The sequence below is a fragment of the Microbacterium sp. C5A9 genome, from assembly GCF_022627955.1.
Lineage (GTDB): Bacteria > Actinomycetota > Actinomycetes > Actinomycetales > Microbacteriaceae > Microbacterium.
On record NZ_JABXGD010000009.1, the window covers coordinates 37,515 to 58,703 of the forward strand.

A 21,189-nucleotide genomic window follows, 5' to 3' on the forward strand; every position below is an offset into this window, starting at 1 on the left:
TCATGCGCTCACCGCCGGGACCGTGTGGATACGGCACGGATTCACCCGCCGCTGAGTGTCGGCGCAGTGCGACTCGACCTGCGCCGTGAAGCTGGACGCCGACATGCCCCGCGCCGCCTCGCCCACTCGTCGGAGGAACGCCTCCCGCGAATCGTGGTCGAGAGTGTGCTGGTGCGCGACCCGATAGTCGCTCTTCGCGAGGGTCTTCGACACGATCACGAGGCGTGCGCCCGCGAGAGCGTCGGCCGACGCGCCTTGCACGAGCCCCTGCTGCACCGCCACCTGATACGCGGCGAGCTGCGCGTGTTCGACGACGCCGGAGTCCGATTCCGGATCGGTCCTGCCGGTCTTGAGATCGACCACGACGACACGCTCCCTCTGGGCCGCTGCGGCATCGCCCCCGCCGATCGGCTGCCACCGCTGTCCCCGGGCATGCGGGTGATCGCCCGCGCCGGGCGGATACAGCTCGACTCGGTCGATGAACCCGTGGATGACGGCCTGGTTCGCGGTGTCGTCGCCGACCGGGCGCACGCGGTCTTCGCCGGCGGTCTCGGCATCGGAGACGTCGACGGCGAACCGGAACTCCACCTCGCTCGCGAGCTCACGTCCGCCGTCGCGGCGCACGTCGCCGAGATACGTGTGCAGTCGATCGATGAAGGTGTCTGCGCGGCGTCGCTCCTTGCGACCGATCCACTCGGTCTCGAAGTCCAGCTCGGGCCAGTGCTCGGCGACGACCGCCCGCATCCGCTCGAGATCGCCGTCGGGGACCCTCTCCATCGCCTCGTGGACGATCGTCCCGATGCCCGCCGTCGGCGGCATCACCGTGTCGCCGCCCAACGCGGACACCGCCCAGTTGAGGCCGCACTCCTCGAACGACTCCATCTTCGACGGAGACACCCGCGCCCCCTCGGTCGCGAGGTCGCGCAGGGCGGCATCCGTCGAGGGCGGGGTCACGCCGTACCAGTCGTCCGGGTCGGCGCCCGGAACGCCTTCGTGCGCCAGCACCGCGAGCTGCGCGGCGGCGTGCGCACGCGCGGCCTGCGACGACGACGTCGTGAGCACTCGGCGGTGTCGGGCGACGAGCCCCCGCAGCGTGAGCGGATGGTCCGCGGAGGCGTGATGCTCGGGCGGGTCCGGGGGCGGGAGGAAGGAGAAGAACGGGCTCGGGGTCATGTCGTCGTCGTCGACCGCGGTGATGAGCAGCCGTCGCCGGGCACGGGAGATCGCGCGGACGAACAGCCGCAGCTCGTCGTGCAACGCGGCGCGTCGTCGATCGAGCGCAGCCGGCGGCTCTTCGGGCACGCCGGTGCGACGGGCCAGCACGGCATCGGCGAGACGCCAGGTCTGGAGCATCCCTCCGCGCAGGCGGACGTTCGGCCAGACTCCGTCCTGCACCCCGGCCACCACGACGGCGTCGAACTCGGTGCCGAGCGCCGTCGCGGGGGTGAGCAGTGTCACCCGCGCCGGCCGGTCGGGACTCGACAGCGAGTCCTCGGGCACCTCGCTGTCGAGGACATCGCGGACGAACACCTCGGGCCGCTCGTTCGGCGTGCGCTCGACGAACCTCTTGGCCGCACCGAACAGCGACACGAGAGCATCCAGCGCCCTCGCCGTCTCGGCGCCGCTCGCCTGGAGCGACATCTCTCGCCAGGCGACCTGCAGCCGGCGACCGTCGACGGCGCGAGACGCGTCCCACACCCGCCACAGGAGATCGTGGATCGTCTCCCCCGCATCGGCGGCGCGCGCCACGGCGGCGACCGTCTCGGCGAAGCGTGCGGCCGTGCGAGACTCCTGCGCGTCGATGAGGGTGAAATGGTCAGGGGCGGTGAGTGCCTGACGCAGGAGCTCCCTGGCCGGGGTGGATCCGCCGTGCTCGAGTTCGATGTGCCGCAGCCGCGCACGCAGCCGTCGAAGGCCGATCGCGTCCATGCCGCCGAAGGGAGTGCGCAGCGCCTCCTCCCAGTCAGAGGATTCGCGCTCGTCGGCGGGCGTCAGGCCCAGCCGGACGATGCCCACGATGTCTCGCACGACGGATTCGCTGCCGAGCGGTCGCTGCACACCGGCGGCACGTGTGGGGATCTCCCTCGCGGCCAGCTCCGCCTCGAGCTGCGACACCTGACGGGTGTCATGCGCGATGACGGCCATGCGGTCCCACGGCACCTGATCGGAGAGATGCCACTCGCGCATGACGCCTGCGATGCGGTCGAGCTCCTCATACGGCGACGGCGCGATGAAGGTCCCGACGTTCGCGTCGACGTCGTCCGCATCGAGCACGACCGGAGCCCGACGGTGGTCGACCCGGCCGGATGCCCCGATGGCCTGTGTGACGGTGCGGGTGAGCGCGGTGAGCGCCGGCGACTGACGATGCGGCTCGTCGAGGACGTGGACCTCGCCGAGCGCGGCGGCGAGCTGCGAGAACAGCTCGGGGCTCGCTCCGCGGAAGGCGCCGGAGGAGATGTCGGGGTCGCCGAACGCGAGCACCGCGACGCCGCGGTCGCGGAGCGCCCTGACCACCGCGATCCCGCCCCTGGTCAGCTCCTGCGCGTCGTCGAGCAGCACGGCCTTCAGATCGGAGAGGACTCCGAGCGCGGCGTCGTCTGCGGTGCGCAGCACCTCCCGTGCTTCGGTGAGCAGATCGGCGGCGTCGCGGTGCGCGGCGCGCGCCTGGTCGAGGACCGACCGGTACTCCACCAGGAAGTCCGCCACGGCCGACCACGCCGGATCCCCCGCGGCCCGCAGCTCGTCGGGGTGCACGCCGAGCTCGGCGCATTCCGCGATGAACGCGCGGAGCTCGGAGCGGAATCCCTTGGACGCGCGCACCGCAGGGCTCAGCGCGTCGGGCCAGGAGATCACGCCGTCTTCGGCATCGCCCTCGAGCAGGTCGGCGATGAGGCGGTCCTGATCGGCTCCGGTGAGCAGAGCAGGTGGTTCCTCGCCGTCTCGCACCATCGCGCCGCGAACGACCTGGAAGGCGAAGGACCCGAGCGATCGCGCCAGCGGCCCCGGCGTCGCCTGAGCGGTCCGCACTCCGATGCGGTCACGCAGCGCCGTCGCCGCCTGACGACTCGGGGTCAGCACGAGGACCTCTTCGGGCCGAAGGCCTGCGACGTCGAGCAGGTGCACCACGCGCTCGGTGAGCGTGCGCGTCTTCCCCGTTCCCGGCCCGCCGATGATGACCCCGGATGCCGAGACGTCGGCCCCGATCACGGCTCTCTGGGCGGCGTCCTGCGTCATACCCTCCACGCTACTGCGACGGACCGACATCGCCGGTTCCGGGCCCCGGCCGGCCGTCACCCGTCGCCTCCCCCGCTCTGTGCGCTCAGGGCGAAACCGAGCCTCCGCCCCGATCCCTCCCTGTGCGCCCGGGGTAGAGTTGGGCGCATCGGTCGCCGGTCTTGGCCGACCGAGCACTGCACCGTCTACGGGACAAACACACAGGAGTACGCGTGGAAATCCGCATCGGCATCATCAACACCGGCCGCGAGCTCAGCTTCGAGACCGCCGCGACGGCGGACGAGGTCCGCACCCAGGTCTCCACCGCGCTCGAGCAGAACACCTCGCACCTGAACTTCGCCGATGTGAAGGGCAACTCCTACGTCGTCCCCACCGCGAACCTGGCCTACATCGAGCTCGGCACCGAAGAGTCGCGTCGAGTCGGTTTCTTCGCCTGACCCGACCATGTACATCCTCCTCGCGCTCATCGGCGCGTGCGCGCTCGGCATCGCCGTCCACTTCGCGATCGGCGGTCGCGAGCTCCGCGGAGTGGCGGTGACCCCGGCCATCGCGACCGCGGCGGCCGCGGTCCTCTACACCGGGCTGCAGTGGCTCGGCGTGGGCGAGGACAGCGTGTGGCTGTGGCTGACGAGCATCCTCGGATCCGTCGTCATCGCCGCGGCGGCCACCGTGGCCATCGTCGTCCTCCGGCGCCGGTCCGACGCCGCCGCCCGGGCAGCGCTCGGGATCTGAGTACGCCGCCTCTCAGGAGGCGAGGCCCATCGCATCCATACGACGGGCGTGCGCGCCCATGAGCTCCGTGTACACGAGCTCGACGCGATCCTCGCTCATGGCGGCCAGCTCGGGCTGGCGCAGTGCCGAACGGCAGACGAGGATCGTGTCGCCGACGAGTCGACGGGCCCACATCGAGAGAAGCGAGCGCCATTCGCCGTCGCCGTCGCCGTCGATGGTCTCCTGGATGATCGCGACGATCTCGTGGCGCGCGTCGTCCTCGCTGAGGATCGCGGCGACCTTCTCGCCCGTGTCTCCGTAGCTCGAGGCGAGCGCGAAGTAGAAGTCGTCGAGCATCCCCGCCGTGATGTAGACGGCGAGAAGGGTCTCGCGGGGCCGCGCACCGATCGTCTTGCGACGGAAGGCGTCGAGGTTCTCCCGGAACGGGAGCATGAGCTGGGTCGGATCGTCGCCGCGCTCGGCGATCAGCTCGACGATCGCGCGGTGCTTGGTGAGGGCCGCACCCGCCGCGCGCGACAACGACTCCTTCTCGGAGAGCTCCGGTGTCGCGCGGATCAGCCGCGTGAGCGTCTCGAAGTAGCCGAGCTGCAGGTAGGCCGCCTGCCCGAGGAAGCGAGTGAGTTCGGGGGCGAGCTCGGCGAAGTCCACGCGCGTCGCGGTGCCCTGCTCGCCACGACTGCGCAGCGCCAGTGTGCGCCGCGGCGTCCTCCGCTTCCAGAACCAGTTGACCACGGGTTCACACTACCCGGGACGGCGAGCACTTCCCGGCGTTCGCGACGCGCTCGGGTAGGCTGTCGGTGTCCCCGCCGTCGGAGCGGGGCCCGCGCCTGTGGCACATGAGACGGCGTGGATCCGTGAAACAGGGCGATCATCGAAGGTCGCCGGACAGGCATCTGAACATTGACAACCTTCGCTGATCTCGGAATCGATCAGGACATCGTCGACGCACTCGCCTCCAAGGGCATCGTCGACGCGTTCCCCATTCAGGAGCAGACCATCCCCCTCGGCCTCCCCGGCCAGGACATCATCGGCCAGGCCAAGACCGGAACCGGTAAGACCTTCGGCTTCGGCATCCCCGTCGTGCAGCGCCTCGGGCTGAACCCCGAGCACGGCGTCAAGGCGCTGATCGTCGTCCCCACCCGCGAGCTCGCGGTGCAGGTGTACGAGGACATCGATCTGCTCACCAGCAACCGCTCGACCAGCGTCGTCGCGATCTACGGCGGCAAGGCCTACGAGGGTCAGATCGACCAGCTCAAGGCCGGCGCGCAGATCGTCGTCGGAACCCCCGGCCGTCTGATCGACCTCGCGGGCCAGCGTCTGCTCGACCTCTCGAACGCGACCGAGGTCGTCCTCGACGAGGCCGACAAGATGCTCGACCTCGGCTTCCTCGCCGACATCGAGAAGATCTTCCAGAAGGTCCCCGCCGTGCGGCACACGCAGCTCTTCTCGGCGACCATGCCCGGTCCGATCGTCGCGCTCGCGCGGCGCTTCATGTCGAACCCCATCCACATCCGTGCGAGCGACCCCGATGAGGGCCTCACGCAGGCGAACATCAAGCACCTCGTCTACCGTGCGCACTCGCTCGACAAGGACGAGGTCATCGCGCGCATCCTGCAGGCCGAGGGCCGTGGCAAGACCGTGATCTTCACCCGCACCAAGCGTGCGGCGCAGCGCCTCGTCGACGAGCTCGGCGACCGCGGCTTCAACGTCGGCGGCGTGCACGGCGACATGGGCCAGGATCAGCGCGAGCGTTCGATGGCCGCGTTCAAGGCGGGCAAGAAGGACGTGCTGGTCGCGACCGACGTCGCCGCCCGCGGCATCGACGTCGACGACGTGACCCACGTGATCAACCACACGATCCCCGATGAGGACAAGACGTACCTGCACCGTGCTGGCCGCACCGGCCGTGCGGGCAAGACCGGCATCGCCGTCACGTTCGTCGACTGGGAGGACCTGCACAAGTGGGCCCTCATCAACCGCGCTCTCGAGTTCGGTCAGCCCGAGCCCGTCGAGACGTACTCGTCGAGCCCCCACCTGTACGAGGACCTCGACATCCCCGCCGGCACCAAGGGTCGGCTCGTGAGCGCACCCAAGGCCGAGAAGCCGGCACGCGCACCGCGACCGGAGCGCGCCGCCGACGTGGCCGCCGAGGGCACCGGCGAGGGCGGCACCCGTCGCCGTCGTCGCCGTCGCGGGGGCTCGGAGCAGGTCGGATCGACCTTCGCCGAGGGGACGACCGAGACCTCGACCTCCGACTCCTCGGCCCCCGCCGCCGACCGCAGCGCGGAGGGCGCCGGAACGCATGACGGCGCGGGCAAGGAGCACCACGACGGCAAGCCGGCTCCTGCACGCCGCCGCCGTCGTCGCCGTGGCGGCTCGGGTGCGACGGGAGCAGCGCCGGTCACCGGAGCCTGACACCCACCACGAACTCCGAGAAGGGGCGGATGCTGCTGCGGCGGCATCCGCCCCTTCCGCGTCCGGTCAGGCGTAGGCGGGTGCGGACCCCGTCGCCCGGTCGATCAGTCGCGCGACCATCTCGTCCGCCGTGGTGTTCTCTCCCGGGAGATTGGGCTTGCCGGCCCCGTGGTAGTCGCTCGACCCCGTGACGATCAGGTCGTGCTCGGCGGCCAGAGCGTGCAGCGCTCGCTTGCCGGCTTCGGTGTTCTCACGATGGTCGATCTCGAATCCACCGAGTCCCGCCGCGATGAGTCTCTCGATGAACGGCACCGGCATCATCCGATCACGCCCCGCGGTCACCGGGTGCGCGATGATCGCCACTCCCCCGGCATCGGCGATGAGCCGCACGGCGGTGAGGGGGTCGGGCGCGTAGTGCGGCTCGTAGTACCCCTCGCGCGGATGGAGGATGCCGTCGAACGCCTCCGTGCGATCGCGGACGATGCCGCGCGCCACGAGGGCGTCGGCGATGTGAGGTCGACCGACCGTCGCGTCCAGGGTGGTCTGTGCGACCACGTCGTCCCAGACGAGGTCGTAGTCGCGGCCGATGTTGCGCACGATCCGCTCCGCCCGGCCTATGCGGTCGCCGCGGATCCGCTCCGTCTCGGCGCGCAGCGCGTCGTCGAGCGGGTCGAAGAGGTACCCCAGCACGTGAACGCTGCGCCACTCGTGCTTGGCCGAGAGCTCCATCCCCGGGATGAAGGTCATGCCGAGCGCGGTGGTCTGGCGCGCGGCCTCCTCCCATCCCGTGGTCCGGTCGTGGTCGGTGAGCGCGAGGGTGCGGACCCCGTGTGCGTGAGCCTGGCGCACGACCTCAGCCGGCGTCTCCGTGCCGTCCGAGTGGTTGGAATGCAGGTGCAGGTCGGAGGGTCCAGCGAAGGGGTGGGATCGAGCGACGGCCATCCTCCGAGAGTACCCACGCCCGGACGCCCCGGGGGCGCGCGCCGAGGCAGGGTCTTCACAGCGAGGGCTTCTAGGCTGGACGGGATGCTTCGACTTCTGGGGATTCTCTTCACCGTGCTGCTCGCGATCGCCACGGCGATCGTCGTGTGGCCGCAGTTCTTCCACCTGGAGCAGACCTACCCGTTCGCGCAGATCGTCGCGGCTCGTGGCGTCGTCCTCGCGGCCTTCCTCGTGGTCGCGCTGCTCGCGCTGCTGCTGCTGTTCGCCCGGCCGCTGCGCGGGTTCGCCGCGTCGGTGCTCATCGTCGCACTGCTCGGCGCCGGTGCGACCGGCGTGATCGGGATGCTGCGCGGATTCGGTTCCGGCTCGCTGCCCGCCGCGACAGACACCAGCGTGCGCGTGCTGAGCTGGAACACCGCGGGCGACAAGGTCTCCGCGCCGCAGATCGCGCAGCAGATCCTCGATCAGGGCGCCGACATCGTGGCGCTGCCCGAGACCACCGAGGCGGTCGGTGAGGAGATCGCGGTGATGCTGCGCGAACAGGGACACCCGATGTGGGTGCATCATGTGCAGTTCCAGCCCGATGTCGTGGATGGACCGAAATCGTGGCACACGACGGTCCTCGTCTCGCCCGATCTCGGCGAGTACTCGGTGATCGAGTCATCGGAGGACGGGTCGAACAACACGGGCTCGGTGCCCAGCGCCGTGCTCATGCCGGTCGACGGCTCGGGCCCGACGATCGTCGCCGTGCACGCCGTGGCGCCGCGGGTCGAGGACATGGCGCAGTGGAGCAGCGACCTGCGCTGGATCGCGGATCAGTGCCCGGAGGGCGACTTCCTTCTGGCCGGGGACTTCAACGCGACCGTGGATCACATGGCCGGCCTCGGTGTCGAAGGCGGCGACATGGGCTATTGCCGCGACGTCGCCTCGCGGACAGGCAACGGATACAGCGGGACCTGGCCCAGCTCGTTGCCCGCCCTGCTCAGCACGCCGATCGACCATGTCATGGCATCCCCGAACTGGACTCCGACCGGCTCGGTCGTGATCGACGACGCCGGTGGGAGCGACCACCGCGGCCTGATCGTCCAGCTCGAGCCGGCCGGCTGACCCCGCGCGCACCGCGCGCAGGTGACAGACTGGAGGGATGAGCACCGCAGAGCGCGACACGATCGCAGAACCCGCCGTCGAGACCCCCGTCGAGAGCAGCACGACCAACCGCAAGCAGCCCTTCCCCCAGGGCTTCCTCGACACGATCTCCACCGGCTGGGCTGAGCGGACGGAGACTCTTCCCGAGCCCCGCGCGCAGGCACCGTTCGCGGCCGAGCGCCGGGCGGCCGTCTCCGCGGCCTTCCCCGGCAAGCGACTCGTGATCCCGGCCGGGTCGCTCAAGCAGCGCAGCAACGACACGGACTACGTGTTCCGCGCGCACTCCGCGTTCGCGCACCTCACCGGCTGGGCGTCCGACTCCGAGCCCGACTCGATCCTCGTCTTCGAGCCCACGGCCGACGGTCACGACGTCACCCTGTACTTCCGCGAGCGCGCAGACCGCACGACCACCGAGTTCTACGCGGACGCCACTGTCGGGGAGTTCTGGATCGGCCCGCGCCCGTCCCTCGCGGGCGTCGCCGCCGACCTCGCCGTCGCCACCGATCACCTCGACCGGTTCGCGCCCGTCGACGGAGAGCTCGTCCTCGATGAGGACGAGCACCTGACGCGCGTCGTCTCGGAGCTTCGCCTCGTGAAGGACGACTACGAGATCGCCGAGATGCGCCGCGCCGTCGACATCACGGCGCAGGGCTTCGACGACGTCATCCGCTCGCTTCCCGACGCCGTCGCCCACGCCCGCGGCGAGCGCGTCGTCGAGGGTGTCTTCCACCGCCGCGCCCGCGAAGACGGGAACGGCGAGGGCTACGACACGATCGCCGCGTCCGGCCCGCACGCGTGCTACCTGCACTGGACTCGGAACGACGGCACGGTCGTCCCCGGCGACTTGATCCTCGTGGACGCCGGCGTCGAGGCCGACAGCTATTACACCGCGGACATCACCCGCACCCTCCCCGTCTCCGGAACCTTCACCGAGGTCCAGCGCCGCATCTACGAGACGGTGCGGGAGGCGGCGGATGCCGCGTTCGCCGCCGCGCGGGTCGGAGTGCGCTTCCGTGAGGTGCACGAGGCCGCCATGCGGGTCATCGCGGCGCGCGTCGCCGAGTGGGGTCTGCTGCCCGTGACCGCTGACGAGGCCCTCGACGGCGACTCCGGCGGTCAGCACCGGCGTTACATGGTGCACGGCACCTCGCACCACCTCGGCATCGACGTGCACGACTGCGCGCAGGCGCGCCGCGAGATGTACTACGACGGCATCCTCGCGCCGGGCATGGTCTTCACGATCGAGCCGGGACTGTACTTCCAGATCGACGACCTCACGGTTCCCGCGGAGTACCGGGGCATCGGCGTGCGCATCGAGGACGACATCCTGATGACGGCCGACGGTCCGGTCAACCTCTCGGCGGGCATCCCGCGCACGGCCGACGAGGTGGAGGCCTGGATCGCACGGGTGCAGAGCTGACCGCGCCGACCGCATGAGGGTGAGCTCGAGCTCACCGAGGCGGGGGCTGGGCGAGCGATCGGCCGGCGGGCGGCCCCCCGCGGGTTACCCGCGGGGGGGAGGGGGCGGCGGTGTCGGGGCTGAAGCCCCGGGGGGTCTCGGGGCGGCCCGCGTGCGGGCCCCCCCGCGCCGCCCGCACGGGGCAGGGCCGGACCCCGCCGGGGCGCCCCCCGGGCGCCTGCCGCCCCGCCGCCCGCCTCTCGGCGATTAGCCTACGAGGGCGAGTCGGCGACGATCTCGGCCTTGAACCCCTGGGGGTTCTCGAGCCACCCCGCGTAGTGGTCGGGACCACCGGCATGCGGATAGCGATCCTGGTACAGCGGTTGCCATCCGTGCGCCGGAGCCGCTGTCATCACGGCGTCGACCTCGGCGCGCGTCCCACCCCGGAACGCGAGATGGTTGACCCCGGGTCGACGCCGGTCATGCACGGCGGATGACAGGTTCGGCGAGGAGGTGAGAGTGACATACGCGCTCCCCGCCTCCCAGGTGCGGCCATCGGGCCACTCGGCGGTGAGGTCGAACCCCAGTCGTGCGAGCAGCCACCCCCAGCTGTCCGCGTCCCGGTCGAGTTCCGGCACCCAGATCTCGACGTGATGCAGTCCCCGCACGCGCTCAGCCCTGCGCCGTATCGACGAACTCCGCGACGAAGGGAGCCAGCGATGCGCCGATCTCGGATGCCGGTCGCTTGCGTCCCTTGATCTCGAACGTGTGACCTGCGCCGTCGATCCAGATGACACGCGCATCCTGACACGTCGCGACCACCTCCTCGAACTGCGACACCGGCTGGATGAAGGGATCGTTCGTCCCCTCGATGAACAGCTGCGGGACGGTGATCGCGGGAAGATGCTCCGCGCGCGGCTTCTCGGGCTTCCCCGGGGCGTGCAGCGGGTAGCCGAGATAGGCGAGACCGTCGACGACGAGCCCTTCCGCCACCGCCAGGGACGCCATGCGGCCGCCGTAGGACTTGCCGGTGGCCCAGATCGAGGCGTCCGGGTCCTGTTCGCGCGCGAAGGCGACGACCGCGCGCCAGGTCGCCGTCGCATGCGTCGCCGGACCCGGCATCCGCCGCCCCTGTTCGACGTAGGGGAAGTTGAAGCGCAGCGTCGCGAACCCGCGAGCGCCGAGGGCGTCGGCGAAACCGGTCAGGAACGGATGGTCTTTGCCCGTTCCCGCGCCGTGCGCGATGATCACGGTCGCACCGCCTGTGCCCGCGGTCCACTCCGCCGAGACGGTCAGGGTGCCGGTGGGCAGGTCGACGGCGATGTCCGCCATCAGGCGCGGAGGTACGGGATAGCGAACGGCACCCGCATGACCTTGCCGGCAGCGGCCTTGACCATGCCCATGATCACGAGGACGACGTGCAGCAGGGACACGGCGAAGTAGATCGTGATCGGGATCCCGATCGGATAGAAGCCGCTGGACGGCGAGTCGGACGTCAGTGTGAAGAGGACTACGAAGTGCGTGATGAGGAGCCCGGTCGACGCGAGAAGGTAGGTGAGCCCCCAGTTCAACGCCGCGCGCGCATTCTCACGAGCGACTCCGCCGAAACGACGGGATGCTCCTCCGCTCACCGCCATCGCGATGCCCGAGGCCAGGCCGCCCACGAACGGGAACGGGATGAAGATCAGCAGGCCGAGAGCCCAGGGCAGCAGTCCACGCGGGGGCGTCGCGACCGGGTACGCACCGGCCGGATACCCCGGCGGCGGATACGCCGGGGCCTGCGGCGGCGCGTACGTGGGCGCCTGCTGCGACGGCGCGGCGTATCCGGGAGCGTGCGGGGGCGCGTAGGTCGGAGCCGGCTGCGGCGCCACATACCCGGGAGGCTGCGGCGGCGCATACCCGGCAGGAGCCTGCGGGGGCGCGGCATACCCGGGCGACTGCGGCGGCGCGTACCCGGGAGCCTGCGGCGGCGCGACGGAATCCGGAGCGAACGGCGGCGCGAACGGACCCGCGGGTGGAGCAGGCGGGACCGGCGGCACCGTGGGCTTCTCCGCCCCTGAGTCGTGGAGAGGATCGTTCATCAGACGGTCCCCGCGGGCCGCGGCGGGATGCCAGGCGCTCCGGGATCTGCGGGCGGCGCGGGCTCAGCAGGCGGCGCGGGGTCCGCAGGCGGCGCGACGGGGTCGGCGGGCCGCGGCGGGACGACGGGCTCCTGCGGAGTCGCCTCGCCCCCTCCGAGCGGAGGCGTCGGCGCTGCACCGGGTTCCGCGTCGCTGCCCGGCGTCGGCTCCTCGGGCACAGGCGGTGCGGTGGGCGCACTCGGGGTGCCGGGGGTGATCCGCTCGCCGTACCGCGGCGGCTCATCGAGGTTCACCGGAGGGCGCGCCGGAGCGGGCGTGGCCGCACCCAGCGCCGCACGCGCCTTGGCGAGCGAGACCGCCTGCACACGTACCTCGTAGTGATCGGCCGCGAACTGGGTGACGCTCGCAAAGTCGCGCCGACGGCGGACGATCGCGTACGTCACGAGGCTGAGCAGCATTCCGAGGGCGACGCCGATGAAGACGAATCCGACGAACAGCTGGATCGGGACCTCGGGGTTCCCGATCACGAGGATCGCGGAGAGGAAGAGCCCGATGAGAACACCGTTGATGGCGCCGGAGCGGGCGGCCGCGGCGTAGCCGAGGCGTCCGGTGATGCGCTCGACCGTGCGGACGCTCTGCCCGACGATCGCGATGTCGCGCGCAGGCACCTCTTGAGCGATCAGTTTGGACACCGTCTTCTGCGCGCCCTCGTAATCGCGGGTGGAGGCGACGATCTCGCCCTCATCGCGGCTGTCAGCTGGACGGTTCAGCATGCTCATCCCGCCATTGTTCCATGCCTGCCGATGCACGGCCCGTGAGCCGCACCCCCAGGAGCCGCCTGGCCCGTGCGCGAGGCCTTCTCGCAGGCCCCGCGCACTACGCTGGACGGGTGAGCACACAACGGGTATTCGCCGCGCGCCTGGCAGGCTGCGCCGTCTTCGACCCCGTGGGCGACCGGCTCGGCAAGGTCCGGGATGTCGTCATCGTGTATCGAAGTACGGCGGCGCCGCGCGTCATCGGTCTCGTCGTCGAGATCCCCGGCCGCAGGCACGTCTTCCTCTCGATCGGCCGCGTCACCTCGATCCGTGCGGGCCAGGTCATCACCACCGGACTCATCAACGTGCGGCGGTTCTCACCGCGTGCCGGCGAGGTGCGGGTGCTGGCCGAGCTGCTGGGGCGCAGGGTCGACCTCGTCGACGGCAGCGGCAACGCCGTGATCGAAGACGTCGCGATCGAGCCGAACCGGCTCGGAGAATGGGCGATCAGTCAGCTCTTCCTGCGCCGTCCCAAGACCAGCGCCTCGCCGTTCGCGAAGGGTCCCACCACGTTCGCCGCCTGGAGCGAGGTGTCCGAGCAGCGCTCCCCCGGCGAGGCCCAGTCCGCCGAGCAGCTCGTCGCGTCGTACTCGGAGCTGCACGCGGCCGACCTCGCGAACACGCTGCTCGATCTGCCGCAGCAGCGCATGATCGAGGTCGCGGAGGAGCTCTCCGACGACCGCCTCGCCGACGCCCTCGAAGAGATGCCCGAAGACGAGCAGGTGCACATCCTCGACCGTCTCGGCGATGAGCGCGCCGCCGACATCCTCGACCAGATGGAGCCCGACGACGCGGCCGACCTGCTCGCGCAGCTCCCCCCGAGCCGGCTGGAGCAGCTTCTGGAGCTCATGGAGCCCGAAGAGGCCGAGGACGTGCGGATGCTGCTCCGCTACGGCCCCGACACGGCCGGTGGCCTCATGACGCCCGAGCCGATCATCCTGTCCGCGGATGCGACGGTCGCCGAGGCGCTCGCCCTCATCCGGCGCCACGAACTGCATCCCGCTCTCGCCGCGGCCGTGTTCGTCACGCTCCCCCCGTTCGAGACCCCCACGGGTCGCCTGCTCGGAATGGTGCACTTCCAGCGCATGCTGCGCTATCCCCCGCACGAGCGACTCGGCGCGATCGTCGACGACAGCCTCGAGCCGGTGGCCGTCACGGCGTCCGCGGCCGAGGTGGCGAGGATGCTGGCGAGCTACGACCTCGTGTCGCTCCCGGTGATCGACGCCGCACATCGCCTCGTCGGCGCGATCAGCATCGACGACGTGCTCGACTACCTGCTGCCGGATGACTGGCGGACGCACGACGACGATGCACCGACCATCCCGGGGAAGGTGAGCTGATGGCCCGTTCCCGCTCCCGCTCCCCTCAGCTCGACGCCCCGCTCGGTCGGGGATCGTCGCGACAGCGATCGACCTCGCGCGATCGCTTCGGACGGTTCACCGAGTGGGTGGCCCGCGCGATGGGCACCCCGGCCTTCCTGCTCATCCTCACGCTGTTCTGCGTGCTCTGGATCTGCTGGAACACGCTGCTGCCCGACCACCTGCGCTTCGACGACGCGGCGCTCGGCTTCACGGCTCTCACGCTGATGCTGTCCCTGCAGGCGTCGTACGCCGCGCCACTGATCCTGCTCGCACAGAATCGCCAGGACGACCGCGACCGCGTGCAGATCGAGCAGGATCGCCAGCGCGCCGAGCGCAACCTCGCCGACACGGAGTACCTCGCACGCGAGATCGTCGCGCTGCGCATGTCTCTCGAGGAGCGCAACAACCAGGTCGTGACGCGCGACGTGCTGCGTCACGAGCTCAAGGCCCTTCTCGCCGAACTCGGCGAACCCGACGACGAGCCACGTGAGTCGCCGCGGTCCGGCCCCCGATCGACATCGTGAGCTCCACCGACGCCGTCCGGGCGGCCGTCGCCGCTGTCACCGACCCCGAGCTGCGACGCCCCATCGGCGACCTCGACATGGTCAGGGACATCTCCGTCACCGACGGAAGGGCCGACGTGTCGATCGTCCTCACGATCGTGGGCTGCCCTGCGGCATCCCGCATCGAATCAGACGTGCGCGCCGCAGCCGCATCCGTCCCCGGTGTGACAGACGTGCAGGTCGACGTCGGGGTGATGACCCCCGCCGAACGCAAGGCCCTGACCGAGAAGCTCCGGGACGGTCGCGCACCGCGCCAGATGCCCTTCGGCCCCGACTCGCTCACCCGGGTCGTCCTCGTCTCGAGCGGCAAGGGCGGCGTGGGCAAGTCGACGGTCACCGCGAACCTGGCGGTCGCGCTCGCAGAGCAGGGTCTCGCGGTCGGTCTCGTCGATGCGGACGTGCACGGTTTCTCGATCCCGGGGCTGCTCGGCATCCCTGCGGGCACACAGCCGACCCGGATCGACGACCTCATGCTCCCGCCGGTCGCCCACGGCGTGAAGACCATCTCGATCGGCATGTTCCTGCGCGACGGCGAGGCGGTCGTCGCCTGGCGCGGTCCGATGCTCCACCGCACGGTGCAGCAGTTCCTCACCGACGTCTTCTTCGGCGACCTCGACGTGCTGCTGATCGACATGCCTCCCGGCACCGGCGACATCGCGATCTCGATCGGCCAGCTGCTGCCGCACGCCGAGGTGCTGGTGGTCACGACGCCTCAGGCAGCGGCATCCGACGTCGCCATCCGCAGCGGACTGGTCGCGCGCCAGACCGGGCAGCGCGTGATCGGCGTGATCGAGAACATGGGCCCCTTCACCCTCCCCGGCGGAACGGTGATCGATCTCTTCGGGTCCGGCGGCGGGGCTGCTGTCGCCGCCGCCCTCTCGGAGACCGATCCGGTGCCCCTGCTCGCCTCGATCCCCCTCAGCCCCGCTCTGCGTGCGGGAGGTGACGACGGCACCCCGATCGTCGTCGGAGACCCCTCCGACGCGGCAGCCATGGCGATCGACGCCCTCGCCCGCACTCTCGCCGGACGCGGTCGCGGACTCTCCCGACGCCCGCTGCCCCTGTCGCTCGGGTGACGATCTGCTCCTCCGCTAGCGGCGTGCCCGGCGGCGTGTGAAGAGTCGACGCAGCACGATCACCAGCGGGATGAGCACGGCGAGCGGCGGACACAGCACGGCGCAGAAGACCAGGACCTCGCCGATCCCGAAGTCGCTCGCACCGGTGCGGCCGAGTCCGATGGCGCCGGTGCCGAACGAGTCACCCGCCACGAGGAACTCGCCGTCATAGGTGTCGAGCGGGTCCTCGCACCGCACCAGATGGGGTCCGGCGTCGACGGAGGTGAACTGCGACCGCTGTTCGAAGCCCGGCCGCGGGGTCACCCACCAGAGCACGTCGTCCCAGCGGAGAGCGGATCCCGCTCGCTGCAGAAGCGCCGAGCCGTCGGGGCCGGTGACGACACACTCCATCGTCCCCAGGGACGCGGCGCGCCCGCTCGCCCAGACTCCGGCCGTCTGACCGGAAGACAGCTCGACCGAGATCGATCCTCCGATCGCCGAGGGTTCGGCATCCTCGACGGACCGGACGATCGGCAGCACCCAGAGGGTCCAGATCAGCACCGAGACCACGGCGCAGAACGCGGCGGCGATGAACGCCGCCTGGTCCCTGGTCGTGAGCCGATCAGCGGAGGGGGCTGCGGTCACGTCGCTTCGAGGTCGAACGGCGGCGGGTTCGACACCGAAAACTCGGGGCGCACGCGCACCGGACGCACGGGAGCCACGTCCGGTTCCGCGACGACCGTGGCGGCCTGCGTGGCGGCGACGGCCGGCGAGTCCTCGAAGAGAGCATCGCGGATGATCCGACGCGGATCGTACTGTCGAGGGTCGAGCTTGCGCCAGTCGACATCGTCGACCTCCGGCCCCATCTCCTCACGCACCCGCGTCTTCGTGTCGCGCAGGAACTCTCCGGCACGCCGAGCGAGCTTCGCCACGCTCTCTGCGTAGCGAGGCAGCCGCTCAGGTCCGACGAGAAGAACAGCGACCAGCCCGATCAGCAGAATCTTCTCGAATGAGATCCCGAGTTCCATCTGACCAGGCTACCGCCGCGCCTGCCTCCTTGCCGCCCACCGAGCGCATACGCTGGGAGAACACACATGTGAGTCGGGAGAACAGGGCAATGAGCGAGAACGATGCGAACGCACGTTTCCTCCGGGAATCCATCGTCGAGCCGTCCTCGATCGCGCGTGCTCGCGCCAACGCCCTCGAGCTCGGCGCGGCGCCCATCAGCGCGGCCGTCGGCTCGCAGATCGCCGTTCTCGCCGCCGCGACCAACGCACGTTCGATCGTGGAGATCGGCACCGGCGCCGGCGTCTCCGGTCTGTGGCTCCTGAGAGGCGCCCCGCAGGCCGTCCTCACCTCCATCGACAACGAGCCCGAGCATCTCGCGGCGGCCCGTCAGTCGTTCGCCGACGCGCGGGTCCCCGCGACCCGTGCTCGCTTCATCAGCGGACGAGCGGCCGATGTCCTCCCCCGCATGAACGAGTCCTCGTACGACGTCGTCCTCGTCGATGCCGACGCGGAGAACGTCATCGAGTACGTCGAGCACGGCCTGCGCCTCGCGCGCGCAGGCGGAATCGTCCTGGTGCCGCGTGTGCTCGCGGGCGGTCGCGTCGCCGACCCCGTGCAGCGCGATGCCGTCACCTCGGCCTATCGGTCGCTCATCCAGGAGACGCAGGAATCGGCGGCCGTGCTCGCCACCGTCTCGACGTCGGGCGAGGGTCTGCTCCAGCTGATCCGCGTCGCCGAGTCCTGACTCCTCCCCCGCAGACGACGAAGGCGACGGATCGATGATCCGTCGCCTTCGTCGTCTGTCTCCGCTCGATGCGGAGGGGATGTCGATCAGGCTGGCGCCACGACGGCTGCCAGCACGTCGTGGAGTTCCTTCGCCTCTGCGTCGTTCACGGACACGACCAGGCGGCCGCCGCCTTCGAGGGGGACGCGCACGATGATGAGTCGCCCTTCCTTCACGGCCTCCATGGGTCCGTCGCCAGTCCTCGGCTTCATCGCTGCCATCGTGGGCTCCTTTTCCTCCGGTGGTATCTGACCAGTTTATCGGTTGTCACCGAACCCTGTATGTCACCCGTGAAGAAATGCATCAAGCATTAACATTCACGGCACCTGCCAGAACGTGTTGCCGAGGGCATACATGTGGTGGATCCATGCCCACTGGCCGATGAGACACGCGACCAGAACGCCGATGCGCCATGCACGCGAACGGGGCACGGCGACGGCTCCCCAGAGCGGACTCAGCGGCAGCAACAACCGGAAGGTGCTCGACTGGGGGAAGAACACCGCCAGCAGGTAGAGCAGGTAGCTGGCGCTCCAGAGGCGCAGGTCAGGACCGAGCCGTCGCACCTGCGGGCTCAGGAGCAGCGCCGACCCGGCGCCGATGACGAGCAGTACCAGGCCGACCGGCCCCAGCGCCGACGGCAGTCCCCACTGGGCGAACCAGAACTGCGAAGCCTGCACCCATCCGTCGAACGGCATGAACGCGGGGGCACCGCCCGCGATCCAGTTCCGCCGCCACGAGAGCTCGGTGGCGAGGTAGGCACCGGGATCGCCCGTCGCTATCGCCGCGATCACCTGCCAGGCGAAACCGCACACGGTGGCCAGTGCACCGGCCGCGATGATGTGCGCGATCTCGCGACCCGCGAGCGGGTCCTCGCGGCGGCGCAGCCACCGGACGATCCCGTGCAGGCCGAGGAACAGCGCGAAGGCGAGGATTCCGGGACGGGTGAACGCCATGACGGGGATGACCGCGTACAGCCACGCGTACCGGCGCCGCACCGTCAGGTCGAGGGCGAGGAAGAGCAGGAGGAGGAAGAGGGTCTCCGCGTAGCCCACCTGGAACATCGCGGCGAGAGGACCGGACGCGAAGAACACGACCGCCCACATCGCAGCCGAGCGTCCGACACGATCGCGGAGGAGCCGGTGGAGTGCGAGGCAGGCGAGATAGCCGGCGACGAAAGAGAGGAGGAAGGCGCCGGCGCCCCACGATCCGAACAGCAGGCCCAGGAGCTTGGCCGCATATGCGAACACGGGCATGAACGCCCACGCGTTCTCCGCGACCTCGCCGGAAGCCGTGAGGGGCAGTCGGCTCGGGTACCCCTCTTCCGCCACGAGCCAGTACCACTGGGCGTCCCACCCCAGGACGAAGTCGACCAGTCCCGGCTCGGCGCCGAACCGCGAGAGTGTGGTCGACTGCGCGGCCGCCGCGATCATCAGCCCGGTCGTCACCGCACGGGCAGCGAGGTAGATCAGCGCGATGCGCAGCGGCAGAGGCAGCTGCGCCCAGCGGCGCGCGACACTCAGCGCGACGTGAGCCATGCCCGCAGTCCGCGCTCGACGGCGTCGATCTGCGCGAGGGGAACCCGCTCCTCGTCATGGTGGGCGAGGTGGGGGTCGCCGGGGCCGTAGTTGACGGCCGGGATCCCGAGCGCCGAGAACCGAGCGACGTCGGTCCATCCGTACTTCGGGCGGGGCTCGGCACCCACGGCGGACACGAACTGCTGGGCGATGGGAGCGTCGAGTCCCGGGCGAGCACCCTCGGCGGAGTCCGTGATCTCGACGTCGAAGCCGGCGAGCAGGTTGCGGATGTGCGCCTCGGCGTCGGCTGCCGTCTTGCTCGGAGCGAACCGGTAGTTCACCTCGACCTCGCAGGCGTCGGGTATCACGTTGCCGGCGACCCCGCCGCTGATCCGCACGGCGCTCATGCTCTCCCGGTACAGCAGACCCTCGACCGGGACCTCCCTGGCCCGGTACTCGGCCAGACGAGCGAGGATCGGAGCCGCCCGATGGATCGCGTTCTCGCCGATCCAGGCCCGCGCCGCGTGCGCTCGGACGCCGGAGGTCCGCACGATCGCACGCATCGTGCCGTTGCATCCGCCCTCGACCTCGCCGTTCGACGGTTCGCCGAGGATCGCGAAGTCGGCCCGGAAGAGGTCAGGACGAACCGCAGCGAGAAGTGCGAGGCCGTTCTTGGACGCCTCGACCTCTTCGTTGTCGTACCACATCCAGGTGATGTCGACCGCGGGCTCGGTGAGCTCGGCGGCGAGCTTGAGCTGCACGGCGGTGCCGCTCTTCATGTCGACGGTTCCGCGACCCCACAGGTATGCGGCGCCGTCGATCTCGATGTCCCTGGTCGGCACATTGTCGTTGATCGGCACGGTGTCGATGTGACCGGCGATCGCGACCCGCTGCGCGCGGCCGAGGTTCGTGCGCGCGACGATCGTGTTGCCGTGTCGGATGACCTCGAGATGGTCATAGGCCGAGATCGCCTCCTCGATGGCATCCGCCAGGGTCTTCTCGTCACCCGAGACACTCGGGACGTCGCAGATCGCGCGGGTCAGGTCGACGGAGGAGGCTGTCAGATCGAGCACCATGCCCCCAGCCTACTTACCCGACATCTGTCCTCTCGCGTCCTTCGCGTCGCGATAGCGTGGAGTCATGACTGAGGCGCGCACCGTGTGGGGTACCGGACTTTCGACGATCGCCGGCGACGGCACCGTCCTGGATGCCTGGTTCCCCGAGGTGGCCACCGCCGAGCCGAGTGCCGGCGACGCCGCTGCCGCCCTCGCCACGCTCGAAGCGCTCGCCGGTCCCGACGAACGCCGCAACGTGACGGTGGAGACCGTGCAGCTGCGGATCGACCTGGATGCCGCGCCGGCATCGACCGTCGACGCCTATCTGCGTCTGCACGCGCTGTCGCACCTCGTGGTGCGCCCGAACGAGCTCAACCTCGACGGGATCTTCGCCCACCTGCCGAACGTCGCCTGGACGAACGCCGGTCCGGTGCACCCCGTCGACGCGGCTCGACTCCGTCCGCTCCTGCAGCGCGCGGGGATCCAGGTGCAGGGACTCGACAAGTTCCCCCGCCTCACCGACTACGTGCAGCCCGCGGGCGTGCGCATCGCCGATGCCTCGCGTGTGCGACTCGGTGCACACCTCTCCCCCGGCACCACGGTCATGCACGAGGGCTTCGTGAACTTCAACGCCGGCACGCTCGGCTCGTCGATGGTCGAGGGTCGCATCTCGCAGGGCGTCGTCGTGGGCGACGGCAGCGACATCGGCGGCGGCTCCTCGATCATGGGCACCCTCTCCGGCGGCGGAGCGCACCGCGTCTCGATCGGCTCCCGCACGCTGCTCGGCGCCAACGCGGGCATCGGCATCTCGCTCGGCGACGACTGCGTCGTCGAGGCGGGTCTGTACGTCACGGCCGGCACGAAGGTCGTCCTCGTCGACGGACCGGCGACGGCCGACGGTGGGAGGAAGACGGTCAAGGGCGCCGAGCTCTCCGGCGAGAACGGCCTCCTGTTCCGACGCAACTCCCTCAGCGGCGCGGTCGAGGCGGTGCGACGCGCGGGCGTCGGAGTCACCCTCAACGAGGCTCTGCACGCCTGAGCGACGCGCTGCCGGGCGCGTCATCCCAGACTTCTCCCGTCGACGC

At 70.5% G+C, this 21,189-nt stretch carries 22 protein-coding genes; 10 read left to right on the forward strand and 12 right to left on the reverse strand.

The genetic code is table 11. The features are described from left to right. Nucleotides 1-3,234, reverse strand: a complete 3,234-nt coding sequence (locus HWD99_RS16360) for an ATP-dependent DNA helicase (protein WP_241797251.1) — start codon at nucleotides 3,232-3,234, stop codon at nucleotides 1-3. Nucleotides 3,235-3,446: 212 nt separating this feature from the next. Here HWD99_RS16360 and HWD99_RS16365 point away from each other — a divergent pair, with 212 nt between their 5' ends. Both HWD99_RS16365 and HWD99_RS16370 read left to right on the forward strand, forming a co-directional pair. Further along, nucleotides 3,447-3,671 carry a DUF3107 domain-containing protein gene (locus tag HWD99_RS16365; RefSeq protein ID WP_194764715.1) on the forward strand — a complete coding sequence of 75 codons (225 nt, stop codon included), beginning with the start codon at nucleotides 3,447-3,449 and terminating at the stop codon, nucleotides 3,669-3,671. Nucleotides 3,672-3,678: 7 nt separating this feature from the next. Further along, nucleotides 3,679-3,966 (forward strand): hypothetical protein, encoded by a 288-nt coding sequence (locus HWD99_RS16370; protein WP_241797252.1) that lies wholly within the window; start codon nucleotides 3,679-3,681, stop codon nucleotides 3,964-3,966. 12 nt (nucleotides 3,967-3,978) lie between these two features. On the opposite strand, the gene HWD99_RS16375 is transcribed toward HWD99_RS16370, so the two are convergent. Then, nucleotides 3,979-4,698 carry a ferritin-like fold-containing protein gene (locus HWD99_RS16375; RefSeq protein WP_241797253.1) on the reverse strand — a complete coding sequence of 240 codons (720 nt, stop codon included), beginning with the start codon at nucleotides 4,696-4,698 and terminating at the stop codon, nucleotides 3,979-3,981. Between the two features lie 168 nt (nucleotides 4,699-4,866). On the opposite strand from HWD99_RS16375, the gene HWD99_RS16380 reads away from it, so the two are divergent. Further along, complete coding sequence (locus HWD99_RS16380) at nucleotides 4,867-6,381, forward strand: DEAD/DEAH box helicase (RefSeq protein WP_241797254.1); 1,515 nt, start codon at nucleotides 4,867-4,869, stop codon at nucleotides 6,379-6,381. 66 nt (nucleotides 6,382-6,447) lie between these two features. Here HWD99_RS16380 and HWD99_RS16385 read toward each other — a convergent pair whose 3' ends face one another. Next, a complete protein-coding gene (locus tag HWD99_RS16385; RefSeq protein WP_241797255.1) occupies nucleotides 6,448-7,323 on the reverse strand; it encodes a PHP domain-containing protein in 876 nt (291 codons plus the stop codon). An 84-nt stretch (nucleotides 7,324-7,407) separates the two neighbouring features. On the opposite strand from HWD99_RS16385, the gene HWD99_RS16390 reads away from it, so the two are divergent. Then, nucleotides 7,408-8,430, forward strand: a complete 1,023-nt coding sequence (locus HWD99_RS16390; protein ID WP_241797256.1) for an endonuclease/exonuclease/phosphatase family protein — start codon at nucleotides 7,408-7,410, stop codon at nucleotides 8,428-8,430. A gap of 37 nt (nucleotides 8,431-8,467) precedes the next feature. Then, complete coding sequence (locus HWD99_RS16395) at nucleotides 8,468-9,889, forward strand: aminopeptidase P family protein (protein ID WP_241797257.1); 1,422 nt, start codon at nucleotides 8,468-8,470, stop codon at nucleotides 9,887-9,889. Nucleotides 9,890-10,140: 251 nt separating this feature from the next. Here HWD99_RS16395 and HWD99_RS16400 read toward each other — a convergent pair whose 3' ends face one another. The 4 genes from HWD99_RS16400 to HWD99_RS16420 are packed head-to-tail and all read right to left on the reverse strand — an operon-like array spanning nucleotide 10,141 to nucleotide 12,728. After that, nucleotides 10,141-10,536, reverse strand: coding sequence for a VOC family protein (locus HWD99_RS16400; protein WP_241797258.1), 396 nt, complete (start codon nucleotides 10,534-10,536; stop codon nucleotides 10,141-10,143). A gap of 4 nt (nucleotides 10,537-10,540) precedes the next feature. Further along, nucleotides 10,541-11,200, reverse strand: a complete 660-nt coding sequence (locus HWD99_RS16405; protein ID WP_241797259.1) for an alpha/beta fold hydrolase — start codon at nucleotides 11,198-11,200, stop codon at nucleotides 10,541-10,543. Continuing rightward, nucleotides 11,200-11,949: a DUF4870 domain-containing protein gene (locus HWD99_RS18620; RefSeq protein ID WP_274618355.1), complete on the reverse strand. Its 750-nt coding sequence runs from the start codon at nucleotides 11,947-11,949 to the stop codon at nucleotides 11,200-11,202. The genes HWD99_RS16405 and HWD99_RS18620 overlap by 1 nt, the downstream gene beginning before the upstream one ends. Further along, complete coding sequence (locus HWD99_RS16420; RefSeq protein ID WP_241797260.1) at nucleotides 11,949-12,728, reverse strand: general stress protein; 780 nt, start codon at nucleotides 12,726-12,728, stop codon at nucleotides 11,949-11,951. The genes HWD99_RS18620 and HWD99_RS16420 overlap by 1 nt, the downstream gene beginning before the upstream one ends. A 110-nt stretch (nucleotides 12,729-12,838) precedes the next feature. Here HWD99_RS16420 and HWD99_RS16425 point away from each other — a divergent pair, with 110 nt between their 5' ends. Genes HWD99_RS16425 through HWD99_RS16435 form a run of 3 tightly spaced genes read left to right on the forward strand, consistent with a single transcriptional unit; the run spans nucleotide 12,839 to nucleotide 15,764 of the window. After that, nucleotides 12,839-14,104, forward strand: a complete 1,266-nt coding sequence (locus HWD99_RS16425) for a magnesium transporter MgtE N-terminal domain-containing protein (protein WP_241797261.1) — start codon at nucleotides 12,839-12,841, stop codon at nucleotides 14,102-14,104. After that, nucleotides 14,104-14,649: a DUF1003 domain-containing protein gene (locus HWD99_RS16430; protein WP_241797262.1), complete on the forward strand. Its 546-nt coding sequence runs from the start codon at nucleotides 14,104-14,106 to the stop codon at nucleotides 14,647-14,649. Before HWD99_RS16425 ends, HWD99_RS16430 begins: the two co-directional genes overlap by 1 nt. After that, a complete protein-coding gene (locus tag HWD99_RS16435) occupies nucleotides 14,646-15,764 on the forward strand; it encodes an Mrp/NBP35 family ATP-binding protein (protein ID WP_241797263.1) in 1,119 nt (372 codons plus the stop codon). The genes HWD99_RS16430 and HWD99_RS16435 overlap by 4 nt, the downstream gene beginning before the upstream one ends. Before the next feature lie 15 nt (nucleotides 15,765-15,779). Here the strand turns inward: HWD99_RS16435 and HWD99_RS16440 are convergent, their stop codons facing one another. Together HWD99_RS16440 and HWD99_RS16445 are read right to left on the reverse strand one after the other, a co-directional pair. Next, on the reverse strand, nucleotides 15,780-16,388 hold the full coding sequence (locus tag HWD99_RS16440) for a hypothetical protein (RefSeq protein WP_241797264.1): 609 nt from the start codon (nucleotides 16,386-16,388) through the stop codon (nucleotides 15,780-15,782). After that, nucleotides 16,385-16,771 (reverse strand): twin-arginine translocase TatA/TatE family subunit, encoded by a 387-nt coding sequence (locus HWD99_RS16445; RefSeq protein WP_241797265.1) that lies wholly within the window; start codon nucleotides 16,769-16,771, stop codon nucleotides 16,385-16,387. Before HWD99_RS16445 ends, HWD99_RS16440 begins: the two co-directional genes overlap by 4 nt. Nucleotides 16,772-16,860: 89 nt before the next feature. On the opposite strand from HWD99_RS16445, the gene HWD99_RS16450 reads away from it, so the two are divergent. After that, nucleotides 16,861-17,496: an O-methyltransferase gene (locus HWD99_RS16450; RefSeq protein WP_241797266.1), complete on the forward strand. Its 636-nt coding sequence runs from the start codon at nucleotides 16,861-16,863 to the stop codon at nucleotides 17,494-17,496. Between the two features lie 86 nt (nucleotides 17,497-17,582). Here the strand turns inward: HWD99_RS16450 and HWD99_RS16455 are convergent, their stop codons facing one another. The 3 genes from HWD99_RS16455 to dapE all read right to left on the reverse strand — a co-directional run bounded on the left by HWD99_RS16455 (nucleotide 17,583) and on the right by dapE (nucleotide 20,125). Further along, nucleotides 17,583-17,756 (reverse strand): DUF3117 domain-containing protein, encoded by a 174-nt coding sequence (locus HWD99_RS16455; protein ID WP_017203323.1) that lies wholly within the window; start codon nucleotides 17,754-17,756, stop codon nucleotides 17,583-17,585. A 96-nt stretch (nucleotides 17,757-17,852) separates the two neighbouring features. After that, a complete protein-coding gene (locus HWD99_RS16460; RefSeq protein WP_241797267.1) occupies nucleotides 17,853-19,070 on the reverse strand; it encodes a hypothetical protein in 1,218 nt (405 codons plus the stop codon). Further along, the gene (gene dapE / locus HWD99_RS16465) at nucleotides 19,052-20,125 is read right to left on the reverse strand and encodes a succinyl-diaminopimelate desuccinylase (RefSeq protein ID WP_241797268.1); all 1,074 of its coding nucleotides are present in this window, start codon (nucleotides 20,123-20,125) and stop codon (nucleotides 19,052-19,054) included. Before dapE ends, HWD99_RS16460 begins: the two co-directional genes overlap by 19 nt. Nucleotides 20,126-20,189: 64 nt before the next feature. Here dapE and dapD point away from each other — a divergent pair, with 64 nt between their 5' ends. Further along, the gene (gene dapD / locus HWD99_RS16470; RefSeq protein ID WP_241797269.1) at nucleotides 20,190-21,143 is read left to right on the forward strand and encodes a 2,3,4,5-tetrahydropyridine-2,6-dicarboxylate N-succinyltransferase; all 954 of its coding nucleotides are present in this window, start codon (nucleotides 20,190-20,192) and stop codon (nucleotides 21,141-21,143) included. Nucleotides 21,144-21,189 lie beyond the last annotated feature (46 nt).